This is a genomic window from Streptomyces rimosus (genome assembly GCF_008704655.1).
Classification (GTDB): domain Bacteria; phylum Actinomycetota; class Actinomycetes; order Streptomycetales; family Streptomycetaceae; genus Streptomyces; species Streptomyces rimosus.
On record NZ_CP023688.1, the window covers coordinates 1,020,637 to 1,036,146 of the forward strand.

At 73.0% G+C, this 15,510-nt stretch carries 13 protein-coding genes; 9 read left to right on the plus strand and 4 right to left on the minus strand.

The window, feature by feature from the left end; all coding sequences use genetic code 11:
* Positions 1–35: 35 nt before the first annotated feature.
* Together CP984_RS04130 and CP984_RS04135 are read right to left on the minus strand one after the other, a co-directional pair.
* Positions 36–1,136 carry an NADH:flavin oxidoreductase/NADH oxidase gene (locus CP984_RS04130; protein ID WP_003984290.1) on the minus strand — a complete coding sequence of 367 codons (1,101 nt, stop codon included), beginning with the start codon at positions 1,134–1,136 and terminating at the stop codon, positions 36–38.
* A gap of 213 nt (positions 1,137–1,349) precedes the next feature.
* Positions 1,350–3,029 carry an IS1182-like element ISSdi1 family transposase gene (locus tag CP984_RS04135; protein ID WP_076611972.1) on the minus strand — a complete coding sequence of 560 codons (1,680 nt, stop codon included), beginning with the start codon at positions 3,027–3,029 and terminating at the stop codon, positions 1,350–1,352.
* 407 nt (positions 3,030–3,436) lie between these two features.
* Between CP984_RS04135 and CP984_RS04140 the strand changes: the two genes are divergently transcribed.
* The 6 genes from CP984_RS04140 to CP984_RS04165 all read left to right on the plus strand — a co-directional run bounded on the left by CP984_RS04140 (position 3,437) and on the right by CP984_RS04165 (position 9,279).
* A complete protein-coding gene (locus CP984_RS04140) occupies positions 3,437–3,706 on the plus strand; it encodes a GlsB/YeaQ/YmgE family stress response membrane protein (protein WP_003987332.1) in 270 nt (89 codons plus the stop codon).
* A 172-nt stretch (positions 3,707–3,878) separates the two neighbouring features.
* A complete protein-coding gene (locus CP984_RS04145) occupies positions 3,879–4,976 on the plus strand; it encodes a WD40/YVTN/BNR-like repeat-containing protein (RefSeq protein ID WP_003987331.1) in 1,098 nt (365 codons plus the stop codon).
* Between the two features lie 114 nt (positions 4,977–5,090).
* On the plus strand, positions 5,091–5,768 hold the full coding sequence (locus CP984_RS04150) for a uracil-DNA glycosylase (RefSeq protein ID WP_003987330.1): 678 nt from the start codon (positions 5,091–5,093) through the stop codon (positions 5,766–5,768).
* 22 nt (positions 5,769–5,790) lie between these two features.
* Positions 5,791–6,828 (plus strand): phospholipid scramblase-related protein, encoded by a 1,038-nt coding sequence (locus CP984_RS04155; RefSeq protein WP_003987329.1) that lies wholly within the window; start codon positions 5,791–5,793, stop codon positions 6,826–6,828.
* On the plus strand, positions 6,821–7,831 hold the full coding sequence (locus tag CP984_RS04160) for an N-acetylglucosamine kinase (protein ID WP_030179615.1): 1,011 nt from the start codon (positions 6,821–6,823) through the stop codon (positions 7,829–7,831). The genes CP984_RS04155 and CP984_RS04160 overlap by 8 nt, the downstream gene beginning before the upstream one ends.
* 578 nt (positions 7,832–8,409) lie before the next feature.
* Positions 8,410–9,279, plus strand: coding sequence for a sirohydrochlorin chelatase (locus CP984_RS04165; protein ID WP_004571791.1), 870 nt, complete (start codon positions 8,410–8,412; stop codon positions 9,277–9,279).
* 108 nt (positions 9,280–9,387) lie between these two features.
* Here the strand turns inward: CP984_RS04165 and CP984_RS04170 are convergent, their stop codons facing one another.
* The gene (locus CP984_RS04170; RefSeq protein WP_004571790.1) at positions 9,388–10,455 is read right to left on the minus strand and encodes a lactonase family protein; all 1,068 of its coding nucleotides are present in this window, start codon (positions 10,453–10,455) and stop codon (positions 9,388–9,390) included.
* Between the two features lie 108 nt (positions 10,456–10,563).
* Positions 10,564–12,075, minus strand: coding sequence for an FUSC family protein (locus CP984_RS04175; RefSeq protein WP_030179614.1), 1,512 nt, complete (start codon positions 12,073–12,075; stop codon positions 10,564–10,566).
* A gap of 666 nt (positions 12,076–12,741) precedes the next feature.
* Between CP984_RS04175 and CP984_RS04185 the strand changes: the two genes are divergently transcribed.
* The 3 genes from CP984_RS04185 (at position 12,742) to CP984_RS04195 (ending at position 15,499) form a co-directional block, all read left to right on the plus strand.
* The gene (locus CP984_RS04185; protein ID WP_004571788.1) at positions 12,742–14,034 is read left to right on the plus strand and encodes a YeeE/YedE family protein; all 1,293 of its coding nucleotides are present in this window, start codon (positions 12,742–12,744) and stop codon (positions 14,032–14,034) included.
* Between the two features lie 262 nt (positions 14,035–14,296).
* Complete coding sequence (locus tag CP984_RS04190) at positions 14,297–14,776, plus strand: Lrp/AsnC family transcriptional regulator (RefSeq protein ID WP_004571787.1); 480 nt, start codon at positions 14,297–14,299, stop codon at positions 14,774–14,776.
* A 24-nt stretch (positions 14,777–14,800) separates the two neighbouring features.
* Entirely contained in the window at positions 14,801–15,499 is a 699-nt protein-coding gene (locus tag CP984_RS04195; RefSeq protein ID WP_030179613.1) for an HAD family hydrolase, read from the plus strand.
* Positions 15,500–15,510: the final 11 nt, after the last annotated feature.

A 15,510-nucleotide genomic window follows, 5' to 3' on the forward strand; every position in this document is an offset into this window, starting at 1 on the left:
GCGCCGGGCGGTCCGGCGCGGCGCGTTCTCGCAGGTCAGGAGCGGTGGTACGGGTTGGGGATCTGGATGTCGGCGCCCAGCTCGCGGGCGGCGTTACGGGCGAAGTACGGGTCGCGCAGCAGCTCGCGGCCGATGAGGGTGACATCCGCCTGACCGTCCGCGACGATCTTCTCGGCCTGCTGCGCCTCGGTGATCAGACCGACCGCGCCGACCGGCAGCCCGGTCTCCTTCTTGACCCGCTCGGCGAACGGCACCTGGTAGCCGGGCTCCACGGTGATCTTCGCGCCGGGAGCGTTGCCGCCGGTGGAGGTGTCCAGCAGATCCACCCCGTGGGCCTTCAGGTCGGCGGCGAAGCGCACGGTGTCGTCGGCGGTCCAGCCCTCGCGCTCGTCCTCCGCGTTCTCCGACAGCCAGTCGGTCGCCGAGATACGGAAGAGCAGCGGCAGCTCCTCGGGCCACACGGCCCGTACGGCGTCCACGACCTCCAGCGCGAAGCGGGTGCGGTTCTCATAGGAGCCGCCGTACTCGTCCGTGCGCCGGTTGGTGTGCGGCGAGAGGAACTCGTTGATCAGGTAGCCGTGCGCGCCGTGGATCTCCGCCACCTGGAAGCCCGCCTCCAGCGCCCGCCGCGCGGTCGCCGCGAACTGTCCGACGATCTCCTGGATCTGTTCGGCCGTCAGCTCCTCCGGCGCGACGGACGCGTCGTCGAACGCCAGCGGGCTCGGGGCCACCGGCTGCCAGCCGTAGCCCTCGCCCGGGGCGATCGGGGCGCCGCGGTCCACCCAGGTGCGCTCGGTCGACGCCTTGCGGCCCGCGTGCGCGATCTGGATGCCCGGAACGGAACCGTGGGCCTTCAGGAAGTCGGTGATGCGCCGGAAGGCGGCGGTCTGCGTGTCGTTCCACAGCCCCAGGTCGTACGGGCTGATCCGCCCCTCGGGGCTCACCGCCGTCGCCTCGGTCAGGATCAGCCCCGTACCGCCGGCGGCCCGGGAGGCCAGGTGCTGGAAGTGCCAGTCGTTGGGCGCGCCCTGCTCCGGGCCGTCCGGCGCCGCCGAGTACATGCACATGGGAGCCATCCATATGCGGTTGGGGATGGTCAGCGACCGGAGGGTGAGGGGCTCGAACAGTGCGCTCACGACGGACTCCCGCGTTTGGGGTTGCTTCAGCTTGACGCCTCGTACGATAACTCTCGTAGTACGGAGGCTGTCAAACTACGATGGATCTCGTACATGGCGGGCGGCGGCCGGGCACGGCGGAGCGATCGCGCACGGCGCGGGGAAGCGGGAGGAACGGAGGCGGCCGCCTGCGGGTACGGAAACGGGGCCGGCCCGCCATGGGACGCTGTTGGTTTATTCGGTCCCTGCTTGTGCCCCGTCGAGCGTCATCTCGGCGGGGCACAGTGCTGCGAAGTGGCTGGTGCGGGTGCGGGCTCGGGGTGTGCCGGTGAGGTGGGCGTCGATGCGGGCAAGGTTGATCGCGGCTCCGGTGAGCTGGTGCTGGAGGCTGGTCTTTGTCAGGCCCCGGTAGCGGGATCTGCGCAGGCCGCAGCGCCCGACTGCTTGGGAGATGCTGCCCTCGACCCCGGCACGGATCTTGTAACGGTCCTTCCAGGCATCGGTTTGCTGCTCGGCGCGGCTGTGTCGGATGATCTCGTGTTCCTCCCGGTGACGCAGCATGATCTCCCGGCGCTGGCCGGTAGCCGAGCCCACGCACTCGTGCCGGTGGGGACAGGGGCGACACTCGCTGTGGCGGAACCGCACGCGGATGACCGCGAGGCCCTTGGAGTCCGTGCGCGGATACCACTGGGTCGTGGTGACGCCGCCGGGGCAGGCCACCTGCTGCTGGTCCCAGTCGACGGTGAATGCGTCCAGGCCGTAGGGGCCCGCGGACTGGGCGGACGTGTTGGCAGCCATGGGCCCGTGCAGCGCGACGCCATGCTCGGTGCGGGCGGCCAGGACTTGAGTGGCGGTGGGATAACCGGCATCGACCCAGTGTTCGCCGGGCAGGCAGTCGCGGTCGGCGAGGCCCGCGTGGATCGACTGGCTCATCACGCTGTCCGAGACGGTGGCGACGGTGGTGGCCACGTTCGTGATCAGGTTCGGGGCGTCCGCCTCGCAGATCTCGGTGAGATGGACCTTGTAGCCGTCCCACATGATGTCCCGCTTCACGCTGCCACGGGCCTCGCGGTCATACGGGGTGACCAGGCGCATCATGCCCGGCGGACGGTCTTTTGGGTCCCGCCTGGCCACCTCGCCCTCCACCATGTGGAAGTGCTGGACCCAGACCTGCCGCAGGATCTCCACCTCATCGAGTGCGCGAAGCCGGTGCGGTGCAACGGTGGCGAAGACCTCCTCCAGCAGCCGCATCCCGTCCCTGCCGATCCGCAGGCCCACCTCGTCCCGCCTGGCACGGCCCTTGGGGAACCGGGACTCCTCGGCCCGGGTCGCGTAGTGCCGGAACCAGTCCGGCTCGGCGGCTTCGGCCAGCCAGCCGGGGGCAGCCTGGGCCAGTGCGTTCAGAGCCGATCGCAGCGTCTCCGCGACCAGCTCCAGCCAGTTCAGCTGCCGTGCCGAGGACAAGATGTGCGTGGAGTCGGTGCGGGCCCGGCCCGCGCTCTTGAGCAGCCCCTTCTCGCGGGCTGCCACCAGCACACCGTCCATGACCCGGCGCCCTCCATCGGCCCCGGCCAGCCGGTCCCTGAACTCCGACAGCACCGAGAAGTCGAAGCCGGGATCGCCCAGTTCCAGCCCGAGGGCGTACTTGAAGTCGATCCGCGCCCGCACCGCTTCCGCGGCCTGGCGGTCGGTCAGCCCGTCCACGAACTGGAGCACCGACACCAGCGCCAGACCGGCCGGAGACCAGGCAGGCCGGCCTCGTGAGGCGAACAGATCCGCGAAGTCCTCGTCCCGGAACATCGGCCCCAGCTCGTCCCGGACCCGGATCGCCAGGCTTCCCTTCGCAAACGCCGCCCGGGCCACCCGCACCGTCTCCGCCGGAATCTCCCCCGGCCCACTCGGACGCATCGACATCGACACCCACCCCACACAACAACGTCGGTCTCCACGACCACAACCGGATCGTGGAGACCGACGTCACGCGAGGGACCGAATAAACCAACAGCGTCCGCCATGGGTCCGGCCCCGCACGTCGTACCGTCCGGCCCGCGACGTACCCCCGTACCGCCGCGGCCGACAGTCCGGCCCTCGGGCGTCGCCCCGGGCCGATCGGCTCACGATAGGGCGCCCGGCGCCGCCCGTTCGAGCGATTTTTGACGCTGCGGGAGAAGGGGCGGGCGGGGCGCGGCACGGGCCGCCCGGACCGAGCCGTTCACAGGCACCGGTGACGACTCCGACCGGTTGCGGTGTTTCGATCCGCAAAACCGGGAAACACCAGTGTCGAAGCGTTTTGATCTTATTTGTGAACGAGGTGAGCTGCCATGGGAATCATCGCGTGGATTCTGATCGGGTTGCTGGCAGGTGCGATTGCGAAGGCGCTGATGCCCGGTAAGGACCCGGGCGGGTGCCTCGTCACCATGCTGATCGGCATCGTCGGTGGTCTGCTGGGCGGCTGGCTCGGCAAGGTGATCTTCGGGGTGGAGTCGATCAACGGCTTCTTCCACCTCTCCACATGGATCGCGGCCATCATCGGCTCGGTGATCGTCCTGGTGATCTACCGGGTGACCATCGGGCGCAACCAACAGCGCTGAGCCGGAACGGCGGCAACGGCGGAGGCCCTCTGGCGGCAGGGGGCCTCCGCCTTTCCCATACGCGCCGAAAGGGGCCCTGACCTGCGCGGACAGCGCACCGGAGGGCCGTTGTCAGTGGTCGGGTGCAGACTGAGCGGTATCGGAGACAACGGCGTCCCGGAGGTGTTCCGACATGGCATCCGACACCGCAGACGTGCTCCTCGCGGTGGGCACGCGCAAAGGGCTCTTCATCGGCCGGCGACGGCACGGCCGCTGGGAGCTGGGCGGACCGCACTTCGCCGCGCAAGCGGTCTATTCGATCGGCATCGACACCCGGCGCCCGACTCCCCGGCTGCTGGCCGGCGCGGACAGCGCGCACTGGGGTCCTTCCGTCTTCCATTCCGACGACCTCGGCGAGACCTGGCAGGAACCCTCCCGCCCGGCCGTCACATACCCGCAGGACACGGGCACTTCGCTGGAGCGGGTGTGGCAGCTCCACCCGGCCGGCCCGGCCGCCCCCGACGTGGTGTACGCCGGGACGGAGCCCGGCGGGCTGTTCCGCTCGGCCGACGGGGGCGAGACGTTCGAGCTCGTACGGTCCCTCTGGGACCATCCGACCCGCGAGCAGTGGGTGCCCGGGGGCGGCGGCCTCGCGGTCCACACGGTGATCACCGACCCGCGCGACGCGGACGCGGTGACCGTCGCGGTGTCGGCCGCGGGGGTGTTCCGCACGACGGACGGCGGTGAGAGCTGGACCCCGTCGAACAGCGGGGTGAAGGCCGTGTTCCTGCCGGACCCGCACCCGGAGTTCGGGCAGTGCGTCCACAAGATCGCGCAGGATCCGGTCAACCGTGACCGGCTCTATCTCCAGAACCACTGGGGCGTGTACCGAAGCGACGACGCGGGCGCGAAGTGGACGGACATCGGCGGGGGACTGCCCTCCGACTTCGGGTTCGCGACGGCGGCCCACCCGTGCCGGGCGGACGTCGCGTACGTCTTCCCCATCACCGCCGACATCGACCGGGTCCCGGCGGAACACCGGTGCCGGGTGTTCCGCACCGAGGACGCCGGCGCGACCTGGGAACCCCTCACCGACGGCCTGCCCCGCGAGGATCACTACGGCACGGTGCTCAGGGACGCGCTGTGCGTCGACGGCTCCGACCCCGCGGGCGTCTATTTCGGCAACCGCAACGGAGAGGTCTTCGCCAGCGCCGACGACGGCGACAGCTGGCGGCAACTCGCCTCGCATCTGCCGGACGTGCTGTGCGTACGGGCAGCCGCCGTCGGATGACCGCTCGGGGGCTGACGGACCGGACCGTACGAAGGGAGGTGAGCGGCGCGAACACCGAGCCGGGATCGGGCCATCGGTTGAAGTGGATCACCTTGCGGCCAGTAGGGTGACAGCGTGGCTGCACGACCTCTTCATGAAATCGTCGAACCCGGCTGGGCCAAGGCACTTGAGCCGGTCGCCGGGCAGATCGCCAAGATGGGCGAGTTCCTGCGGGCGGAGATCGCCGCGGGACGTACCTACCTCCCGGCGGGCAGCAATGTGCTGCGCGCCTTCCAACAGCCCTTCGACGACGTACGGGTGCTCATCGTCGGGCAGGACCCGTACCCGACCCCCGGACACGCGGTGGGGCTGAGCTTCTCCGTCGCGCCGGACGTCCGCCCGCTGCCCGGAAGCCTGGAGAACATCTACCGCGAGATGGCCTCGGACCTGGGGCTGCCGCGGCCGTCCAACGGCGACCTCACCCCGTGGACGCAGCAGGGGGTGCTGTTGCTCAACAGAGCGCTGACGACGGCGCCGCGCAAGCCGGCGGCGCACCGGGGCAAGGGCTGGGAGGAGGTCACGGAGCAGGCCATCCGGGCCCTGGTCGCGCGCGGCCGCCCGATGGTGTCCGTGCTGTGGGGCCGCGACGCGCGCAACCTGCGCCCGCTGCTCGGCGACCTGCCGGCGGTGGAGTCCTCGCACCCCTCCCCCATGTCGGCCGACCGGGGCTTCTTCGGCTCGCGCCCGTTCAGCCGGACCAACGACCTGCTGGTGCGGCAGGGGGCACAGCCGGTGGACTGGAGACTGCCCTGAGGCTGCGGGATAGTGTGCCCGCATGACGAACGCGAACATCCCTGCGGGCTGGTACGCCGACCCGCAGGGCACGCCCGACCAGCTGCGCTGGTGGGACGGCTCCCGGTGGACCGAGCACACCCACCCGGGACAGCAGGCCCAGGCTCACCACCAGGGGCAGGCCGCCCACCAGACCCCGGCCCAGGGCCCCGTACCGGCGCACGCGGCTCAGGCCCAGCACGCGCCGCAGCAGGGCGGGCAGCGGTACGGGCAGCAGGGATACGGCCAGGGCCCCGGGCAGCCGATGCCGCAGCAGTACGCACCGCAGGCGGCACAGCCGGTGGCAGTGGGACAGCAGATGCCCGGCGGGCAGCCGATGGCGGGTGCGCAGCCCGGGTACGGGCAGCCGGGCGGTGACCCCGGCAGGGTCCAGCACCAGGTCCAGCAGCAGGCCGGTGTCGCGCCCACCGCGCAGGGCGGCGGGACGCTGTTCACCGAACCGGTCCTGGTGGTGAACCAGAAGGCCAAGCTGATCGAGGTGACGAACGAGTACAGCGTCTTCGACCAGCACGGCAACACTCTCGGCACGGTCGTCCAGGTCGGCCAGAGCACCGCGAAGAAGGTGCTGCGGATCGTCTCCAGCCTCGACCAGTACATGACCCACCGGCTGGAGATCCGGGACGCCTACGGGCAGCCGCAGCTGGTGCTCACCCGCCCCGCGAAGTTCATCAAGTCCAAGGTGCTGGTGGAGCGGCCCGACGGGCAGCCGGTCGGCGAGATCGTGCAGCAGAACGCCATCGGGAAGATCAACTTCGCGATGATGGCGGGCGGGCAGCAGATCGGCGCCATCAGGGCGGAGAACTGGCGCGCCTGGAACTTCGCGATCGTCGACCACACCGACACCGAGGTCGCCCGGATCACCAAGACCTGGGAGGGCCTGGCCAAGACGATGTTCACCACCGCGGACAACTACGTCCTGCAGATCCACGTGCAGCTCCCCGAACCGCTGCGGAGTCTGGTCGTCGCCACGGCCCTGACCGTGGACACCGCCCTCAAACAGGACGCGCGCGGGCTTGGCTGAGCCCCGGGGCGGTGCGGCAGGCCCGGAGTCCGGCCATGTCCTCGGCGTGGACTCCGGCGGCTCCGGCCTGCGGATCGCCGTGGCCCGCGCGGACGGGAGGGACGCGCGGCCGCTCGCCTCGTACACCTCCCAGGAGCCCATCGGCACCGGGCCGAAGGGCATGGACGCCCACCAGCTGCTCAAACAGCTGGTGCCCGCGGCCCAGGACCTGATGCGGGACACCGGCGCCCGGCAGCTGGACGCGGTGTGCGTCGGGGCGGCCGGCATGGCGACGCTCGGCGACGACCTGCGCGCCGAGCTGCCCGCGGCGCTGGCCGAGACGTTCGGCGTACGGCGCGTGGCGCTGGCCGCCGACGCGGTGACCGCGTACGCCGGGGCGCTCGGCCAGACACCGGGCGCCGTCGTCGCCGCGGGCACCGGCGTCATAGCGATGGGCACCGACCTCACGCCGGAGCGCGGCTGGCGCCGTGCCGACGGCTGGGGTCATCTGCTGGGCGACTGCGGCAGCGGCGCCTGGATCGGCCGGGCCGGGCTGGAGGCCGCGCTGCGCGCCCACGACGGGCGGGCCGGCGGCTCGGCCGCGCTGCTGGCCCGTATGGAGGCGGTGTTCGGTCCGGCGGCGGAACTGCCCGGGGCGCTGTATCCGCGCACCGACCGGCCCGCCGTCCTGGCGTCCTTCGCGCCCGAGGTGGCCGCCTGCGCCGGGGACGACACCGTGGCGTCGGCGATCATGAACGAGGCGGCGCGCCACCTCGTGGAAGCGGCAGCGGCGGCCTGTCCCCCGGCGGCGGACAGCGCGGTGGCCTTCACCGGCGGCCTGCTGCACCTGGGCGAACCACTGCTGGCGCCCCTTCGTACCGCGTTCGCCGAGCTGCTGCCGCACGCCCGGCGCGTCCGGGCAGCGGGCGATCCCTTGGACGGAGCGCTGCGCGTCGCCGCGGCGCTGGCGACGGACGAGTTGCGGCTGCCCCTGGATGAGAAGCTGCTGCGGGTTACGCGGTAGGTGCGGACGCGGCCCCTGTGCCGGACGGCGCTCGGTCTGGGACGGCCGACGCCCGCGGGACCCAGCTCGGTCCAGTACGTGGACAGAGCGACCACTCAGCGAGACCAGCACGGCGAAACCCGAGGCCGGCGACACCCGACGCATATCGGTAGCCACGCCCAGCGAGCCCCATAAATCCCGAAGTCGTCACGGTTCGCCTGATACCTCGGCGCACCTCTCCGACTCCTCAGCAACGTCGGCAGCACACCTACCCGGGCACACACAAGGCGCATTCAAGGGGCGCGGAGCACCACGGAAGGCGCGGGCGCGCGGACAGGCGTGCGGGCGCTGTCGAACACCCCGTACCGAGCCGTCCGGCCTGTCACCGCCCGTCCGCCGATCCGGGCTCTGACCTGGCCATACGCCGCGCGGGACAATTCGGGACGGATACCTCCCGACCGAACCCTCCCGCCGCGCGGGGGACCTATGAGGCGTTAGCATGCGACGCCATGAGTTCCCCCACTGGGCCCGCACCCGGCTCGTCCCGCTTTGACGAAGTTTCTCCGAGCTCGGGCGCCGCACCCGGCCTGCCTGTACGAATGCCGCGTCCCCGGCAGTCCGGTCGGCACCGCCGGCCGGAGCCCGTCGTCGCGCCCGAGGGCGCGCCCGCCCTGGTTCTCGCCGTACCCGGCACCCCCTCGGCCGCCGCGCGCGGCCTGGCCGCCGAGGTGACCAGCATCGCGCGTTCCGAGCTGCCCGGCCTCGACGCCCGGATCGGCTACGTGGACGGCGGCGACGAGGAGTACCCCTCGCTGGAGGCCGTGCTCGCGCAGGCCGCCGCCGAGCACAAGGCCCGTGCCGGCGACGGTGCGCAGCCCGAGCAGCAGGGCCCGCCCGCGGTGGTCGTCCCGCTGCTTGCCGGGCCGGACAGCGCGCTGCTCCGCCGCATACGCCAGGCGATCATGAACAGCGGTTCGGCCGCCGAGCTGACCGATGTGCTCGGCCCGCACCCGCTGCTCGCCGAGGCCCTGCACGTACGCCTCTCCGAGGCCGGTCTGGCCCGTGCCGACCGGGCGCGGCTGTTCACGGTCGCGACGGCCGCGGACGGCATCGTCCTCGCCACCGTCGGCGGCGACGAGGCGGTGCAGGCCGCCGGGATCACCGGCATGCTGCTGTCCGCGCGCCTGGCCGTGCCGGTGCTGGCCGCCGCGCTGGACGAGGAGGGCGCCATCGCGCGTACGGCCGATGAACTGCGCTCCTCGGGCTCGCAGCAGCTGGCCCTGGCCCCGTATCTGATCGGTCCCGAGATCGCCGACGGCCTGGTGGGGGCGGCGGCAGCGGAAGCGGGCTGCTCGGCGGCGGAGCCGCTGGGCGCGTACGGCACGGTCGGCCGCCTGGTGCTGTCGAACTACGCGTCGGCGCTGGGCATCAAGCTGCAGTCGGCGGGCCAGGGCACGCCGGTACGGTGACCGCCGTATGACACAGGGCCGCTTCCCGGTGCGGGGAGCGGCCCTTCGGCTTACCAAGGTCCTTCGGCTTACCAGGGCCCTCCGGCTTACCGGGCCGCGCCATCCGCCTCAGACGAACACCACGCAGGAAGCGGCCGGCACCTCGATCGAGCCGCGGCGTTCCGGCACGCCGGTGCGGGTGTCGATGGCGAACCAGGTCACGTCCCCGGAGCGCTCGTTGGCGGCGTACAGGTGCCGTCCTCCGGGGTGCAGCGCCAGGTCGCGGGGCCAGTGGCCGCCGCACGGGACGGTGGTGACCAGGGAGATCCCCTCCGCCGACGGGTCGATGGCGAGGACCGAGATGCTGTCGTGCCCCCGGTTCGCCGCCCAGGCGAAGCGGCCGTCCTGCGAGACGACCACCTCGGAGGGGTAGTTGTCCGCCGCCTTCCCGTCCTCGCCCGCGCTCGCGTCCGGCGGCAGGACCGCCGTCTCGGTCAGCGGGGTGAGGGTGCCGGTGCCGGCGTCCCAGCGGCAGGGGGTGACCGTGGAGGCCAGTTCGTTGATGACGTACGCGTGGCCGCCGCGCGGGTGGAAGGCGAGGTGCCGGGGCCCGCTGCCCGGCCGCATCGGCACCTCGTGGCGTACGACGAGTTCCCCGTCGGCCGTCGGGAGTTCGCAGATGCGTACGGAATCGGTGCCCAGGTCGACGCTGAGCAGCCAGCGGCCGGTGGGGTCGGGGACCACGGCGTGGGCGTGCGGGCCCTCCTGGCGGTCGGGGTGCGGGCCGCCGCCTTCGTGCCGGACCACGGCGGCCGGTTCGGCGAGGCCGCCGTCGGCCCGTACGGGCAGCGCGCTGACGCTGCCGGAGCTGTAGTTGGCCGTCAGCAGGTGCCCGGCCCAGAGGGCGAGGTGCGTGGGGTCGGCGCCCCGCACCGGCACGGGCGCGCCCAGCGGCCGCGGACCGTGCTCCGTGAGGGAGAAGGCGGCGGCCGCGCCGTCGGACGTCTCGCTCACCGCGTACAGGTGGCGTCCGTCGGGCGCGGGCGTGAGGTAGCTCGGGTTGGCGACCTCGTCCGTGGCGTGCAGCGGGGTCAGGGCGCCCGACTCCGGGTCGACCGCCGCCGTGACGATTCCGCGTCCGCCCGCCGCCGTGAACGACCCGATGTACGCCCGCCGTCCGCCGCCTGTCGTGCCCATCGGCTCCCCGCCTGCCCTTCGTCCGCCCCGCGCGTCGTACGGAGTCGTCCTACGCGTACGGGCCGACGCTAACAGCCCGCCGGGGGTGCCAGGAGGGCTCGTCCGGTCTCAGGCGTCGGCCAGTGGTGCGCGCGGGTGGCTGCGCAGGGGCGCGGCGAGATCGGCCAGGGCCCGTTCCAGGCTGTGGAGGTGGGCGAGGGCCGGCTCCAGGGCGGACGGGTGTGGGGCGGCGGCCGGGTGTGCGACGGCCGCTTCGCGGGCCTGCTGAGGCGTGGTGAGCGCTTCGACGGCGGCTTCCACGCGCTGGCAGGCGGCGGTGAGGCGGGCGTCGTGCGAAGCCTCGGGGTCGGCGGCGATGGACGTCAGGCCGCGTACCTCGCGGGCGCAGTCGTCCAGCAGCGCCAGCACCTGCCGCGCGCGCTCCTTGCGCGCACGCATCGGGGCCAGCGGGTGCACCAGCGGCGAGAGGGAGAGCCGTACGCGGCGCAGCAGCAGCTCCAGCTCGGCGACGAGCGGGGCCGGGTCGGCCTTGGCGTCGCCGGCGATGCGGGCTGCGGCCTCGGCGGTGCAGCGGTGCACACAGCGCAGGGCCCGCTGGATCCAGGCGTCCGTCGTGGAGTGCGTGGTGACCGGCAGCACCACCAGGACGGCCAGGATCACGCTCAGCGAGCCGACGGCGGTCTCCGCGAGGCGCAGCGCGAGCAGGCCGGGGTCCAGCACGCCGAGCAGCCCGTACAGCAGGCCGACCAGCAGGGTGACCGCGAGCATGTTCCAGGTGTACGAGACCGGCGACGCGTAGAAGATCGAGAAGACGCAGACGGCGATCAGGGCGGCGGTGGGGGCCACGGCGCCGTGCAGCGGTACGGCGATCAGCAGCCCGGCGGGGATGCCGAGGAGCGTGCCGAGCATCCGGCGGAAGCCGCGGACCACGGTCTCGCCGCGCGAGGCGGTGTTGACGAAGATCCACCAGGTGGCGCCGACGGCCCAGTACCAGCGTTCGTGGGAGAGCAGCTGGCCCGCCAGCAGGGCGAACGCTCCGGCGGCGGTCGCCTGGACCGCCTGGCGGGTCGTCGCACGGGCGAGCCCCCTGCCGCCGGGGAGGGCCGGTACGGCGGGCGGAGGCGTACGGCGCTCGTAGCACCACAGTCCGAAGCGGACGACCGAGCAGGCCAGGAGGGCGAGCGCGGTGGCCGCGTACAGCTCGGGCAGCTGTTCCGGGACCGTGCGCAGGAACTGCGCCTCGAAGAACGACATGAACGCGAAGATGCCGAGGGCGTTGCCGCGCGGCCCCCACCGGCGGGCGTAGACCCCGGCACCGACCATGGCGAGGAAGACCACGTCCCGTACGACCGGCTGATCGTGCAGCAGCGCCGCCGCCGCGAGGACCGGGAAGCCGGCCAGGGGCAGCAGGGCCGTGGTGACCATCTGGCCGCGGACCGTCGTGTCCGCCACGGTGAACAGGGCGAGCAGCGCGGCGAGCCCGCCCACCACTGCACCGACCAGCGAGTGCCCGACGAGGCCGCACACGGCCACGCCCGCGGCGACGCCCAGGACGGCCCGGGCGGCGCTGCGCAGCCGCAGCCGCCCCGGGTCCGGCGCCACGAACACCTTCTTCACCACGGTTTCCCACCCCTCTGCTGGTCGGCTCGGTACCTCGGCCGCGGACCGGCCCTGCCGCGCAGCGCCGCTTCTCCGCGCTGAATCCGCACTGATTCCGCACTAAAAAGGCGCCGCGGGATTCCGCAGCGCCGTTGACTGGCCTATGACAACATCAACACTACCGTTGGCTCAACAGACTCCCCGAGCACTGAGCCATTGGCCCAGCGGGAACGAGTGAGCACGGGCCAGAAGGTGGCCAATGGCGCGGCTCACTGCCCGGCGTACGGGTTGCCCCGCGTCAGCCGCCCCGTCTCGCGCGCCCCGCCGTACCGCACCCGCACCTCATCCACCGTCTCCCCCGCGTCTCATCCCGCCGTCCACATCGCGGAACACCCCGACCGCGTGCATCCGCCACGCATTACCCTCGTCGTCATGTCCGCACCCGCACGCCTTCTCTGTCTCGCGCTCTTCGCGAACTCGGCCTGGTGCGTCGACGACGGGCTCTGTCGCCGCTGACGCCTGTCCGCCCGCGCGCCCGCACAGCACGGCGCCGGAGCATGTGAATCCCCCTTCCGTCCCCCCGGACCTTCCCGGGGAGACGTGCAATCAAGGCACCCCCGGAAAGCCCTGCCTGCCCCGGAAACCCCGGCTGCCTTCCCTCCCCCGCTCACCTTCACGGAGCCCGCTGTGACCACAGCACCCCCTGATTCGATCACCGAGGTCCCCCGCCCGGCCCCGGCCCTGCTCGCCCCCTCCCCCACCTCCGTGCCCCGCCCGGCGGCCCCCGAGGCGCCGCCGGTCCGCCGGGTGCCGCTCGTCGTCGGTCTGCTGATCGCCGTGGCGCTCGCGGGCCACGTCTTCGCCTCGTACGGCGCGAAGCCGGGCGTCCTGCTGCTGCTCGGGCTCGGTCTGGGGGTGGCCCTGTTCCACTCGCGGTTCGGGTTCACCTCGGCGTGGCGGCAGTTCGTCGCCGTGGGCAACGGCTCCGGGCTGCGGGCCCACGCGCTGCTGCTCGGTACGACGGCGACGCTGTTCGCCCTGGTCATCGGGACGAGCACCGGGCTGTTCGGCTCGGCGCCCGAGCCGTCCGGCGGGCCGCTGGGCGTAGGGCTGCTCCTCGGCTCGTTCGTGTTCGCCGTGGGGATGCAGCTGGGCGGCGCCTGCGCCTCGGGCACGCTGTTCGCGGTGGGGTCGGGGCAGACCTCGATCGTGCTGACCCTGGGCGGGTTCATCGCCGGTTCGACGCTGGCCGCCTGGCAGTTCGACCTGTGGAAGGACCTGCCGGCGTACGAGCCCGTGGTGTTCGCCGACCACATCGGCTGGTTCGGGTCGTGGGCCGTCACCCTCCTGGCGCTGGCCGTGATCGTGGTCGTCAGCCGGGCGGTCCAGGCGCGCCGCAACCCGCCGCCGACCGGCCCGGTGCCGTCGGCGAGGACCACGGCGGCCCGGGTGCTGCGCGGTTCCTGGCCGCTGGCGGCCGGTGCCGTGGTGCTGGCGGTGCTGGGCGGCGGCGTGCTCCTCGTTTCCGGCGGCGCGTGGGGTGTGACCAGCGCGTTCAGCCTGTGGGGCGCGAAGCTGGTGAGCGCGCTCGGCGGGCATCCGGAGACCTGGACGTACTGGCAGAAGCCGACGAACGCGCACGCCCTGTCCGGGCCGGTGCTGACCGACAAGACGAGTCTCACCGACATCGGCATCATGATCGGCGCGGCGGTGGCTGCCGCACTCGGCGGCACCTGGGCGCTGCACCGGGGCACCCCGTGGCGCACCGCGGTCGCGGCCGTCGTGGGCGGTGTGCTGATGGGCATCGGCGCCCGGCTGGCCGGCGGCTGCAACATCGGCGCCTACCTCGCCGGTATCGCCTCGGGCAGCCTGCACGGCTGGATCTGGGGCGCGACGGCCCTGCTCGGCACCTGGGCGGGCCTGAAACTGCGGCCCGTCTTCCGGCTGGCCAACCCGAAGCCGGGGGACGGTGTCTGCTGAGGAATGAGGTGAGGGCCGTACGCCGACGCGCGGTTCCGGCGTACGGCCATCGGCTCGGCGTGGGGCACCGGACTGGCGCGCGGTCCCCGGCCCGGCGTACGGCTTCGGCCCTGCGCACAGTCCTCGGCCCGGCGTAGGGCTTCGGACTGGCGCGCGGCCCCCGGCCCGGTCTCCGAACCAACGGCCCACCCCCGCACCCCCACCACCAGGCCATTGGTACAGTCGCCGGACCCCGCCCCGCCCCCGAGGAGGCCGTTGGTCCATGGCCGTGGACACGCTCGACGCGAAGATCCTCCGGCTGCTGCTGGAGCAGCCGCGTACCAGCGTGCGGGAGTACGCGCGCATCCTCGGCATCGCCCGGGGCACCGTGCAGGCGCGGCTGGACCGGCTGGAGCGGGACGGGGTGATCACCGCGTACGGGCCGCGCCTGTCGCCCGCCGCGCTCGGCCACCCCGTACTCGCCTTCGTCCACATCGAGGTCACCCAGGGGCACCTGGAGGACGTCGCCGACGCGCTGGCCGAGGTGCCCGAGATCATCGAGGCGTTCTCCACGACCGGCGGCGGTGACCTGCTGACCCGGGTGGTCGCGCGCGACGCGGCGCACCTGGAGGACGTGATCCAGCGGTTGATCAGCTTGCCGGGCGTGGTGCGCACCCGGACCGAGGTGGCCCTGCGCGAGCGGGTGCCGCACCGGATGCTGCCGCTGGTCGAAGCCGTGGGCCAGGCCGCCGGACCGCGCTGAGGGGCGCCTTGGCATGCTGGGGCCATGAGCATTTCCGCCGGCGCCTCCCCCGCCCCCGTGATCTTCGACCTGGACGGCACGCTCGTGGACAGCGAGCCGAACTACTTCGAGGCGACGCGCAGCGTGCTCGCCCGGCACGGCGTCACCGGCTTCACCTGGGAGGACCACACCCGCTTCATCGGCATCGGCTCCCGCGAGACGCTGGCGACGCTCCGGCGGGAGCACGCCATCGACGCGCCCCTCGACGACCTGCTGGCCGACAAGAACCGCGCCTATCTGGAACGGGCGCGGGCGCACACCGAGGTCTTCCCGGAGATGCGGAAGTTCGTGGAGCTGCTGCACGCCGCCGGGCATCCGCTGGCGGTGGCCTCCGGTTCCTCCCGCCACGCCATCGAGGCGGTGCTCGGCGGCACCGGCCTGGACGCCCAGCTGACCGTGCTCGTCTCGGCCGAGGAGGTCGGGCAGGGCAAGCCGGCGCCGGACATCTTCCTGGAGGCGGCGCGCCGGCTGGACGCGCCGCCTCAGGAGTGTGTGGTGCTGGAGGACGCGCCGCCCGGCGCCGAGGCCGCGCACCGGGCGGGCATGCGGTGCGTCGCGATCCCGTACGTACCGGAAACGGCGACGGACCCGGCCTTCGGCAGCGCCGGGCTGTTCTTCCCCGGCGGGCAGCGGGAGTTCACGGCGGAGGCCGCGTACCGCTGGCTCACGGCGGCCGAGAGCTGACGGCCGGAGGC

Excerpts from the sequence above, each read along its gene's own strand:
- CP984_RS04135 (WP_076611972.1), bottom strand. The coding sequence starts at position 3,029 with ATGTCGATGCGTCCGAGTGGGCCGGGGGAGATTCCGGCGGAGACGGTG.
- CP984_RS04140 (WP_003987332.1), top strand. The coding sequence starts at position 3,437 with ATGGGAATCATCGCGTGGATTCTGATCGGGTTGCTGGCAGGTGCGATT.
- CP984_RS04145 (WP_003987331.1), top strand. The coding sequence starts at position 3,879 with ATGGCATCCGACACCGCAGACGTGCTCCTCGCGGTGGGCACGCGCAAA.
- CP984_RS04155 (WP_003987329.1), top strand. The coding sequence starts at position 5,791 with ATGACGAACGCGAACATCCCTGCGGGCTGGTACGCCGACCCGCAGGGC.
- CP984_RS04165 (WP_004571791.1), top strand. The coding sequence starts at position 8,410 with ATGCCGCGTCCCCGGCAGTCCGGTCGGCACCGCCGGCCGGAGCCCGTC.
- CP984_RS04170 (WP_004571790.1), bottom strand. The coding sequence starts at position 10,455 with ATGGGCACGACAGGCGGCGGACGGCGGGCGTACATCGGGTCGTTCACG.
- CP984_RS04190 (WP_004571787.1), top strand. The coding sequence starts at position 14,297 with ATGGCCGTGGACACGCTCGACGCGAAGATCCTCCGGCTGCTGCTGGAG.
- CP984_RS04195 (WP_030179613.1), top strand. The coding sequence starts at position 14,801 with ATGAGCATTTCCGCCGGCGCCTCCCCCGCCCCCGTGATCTTCGACCTG.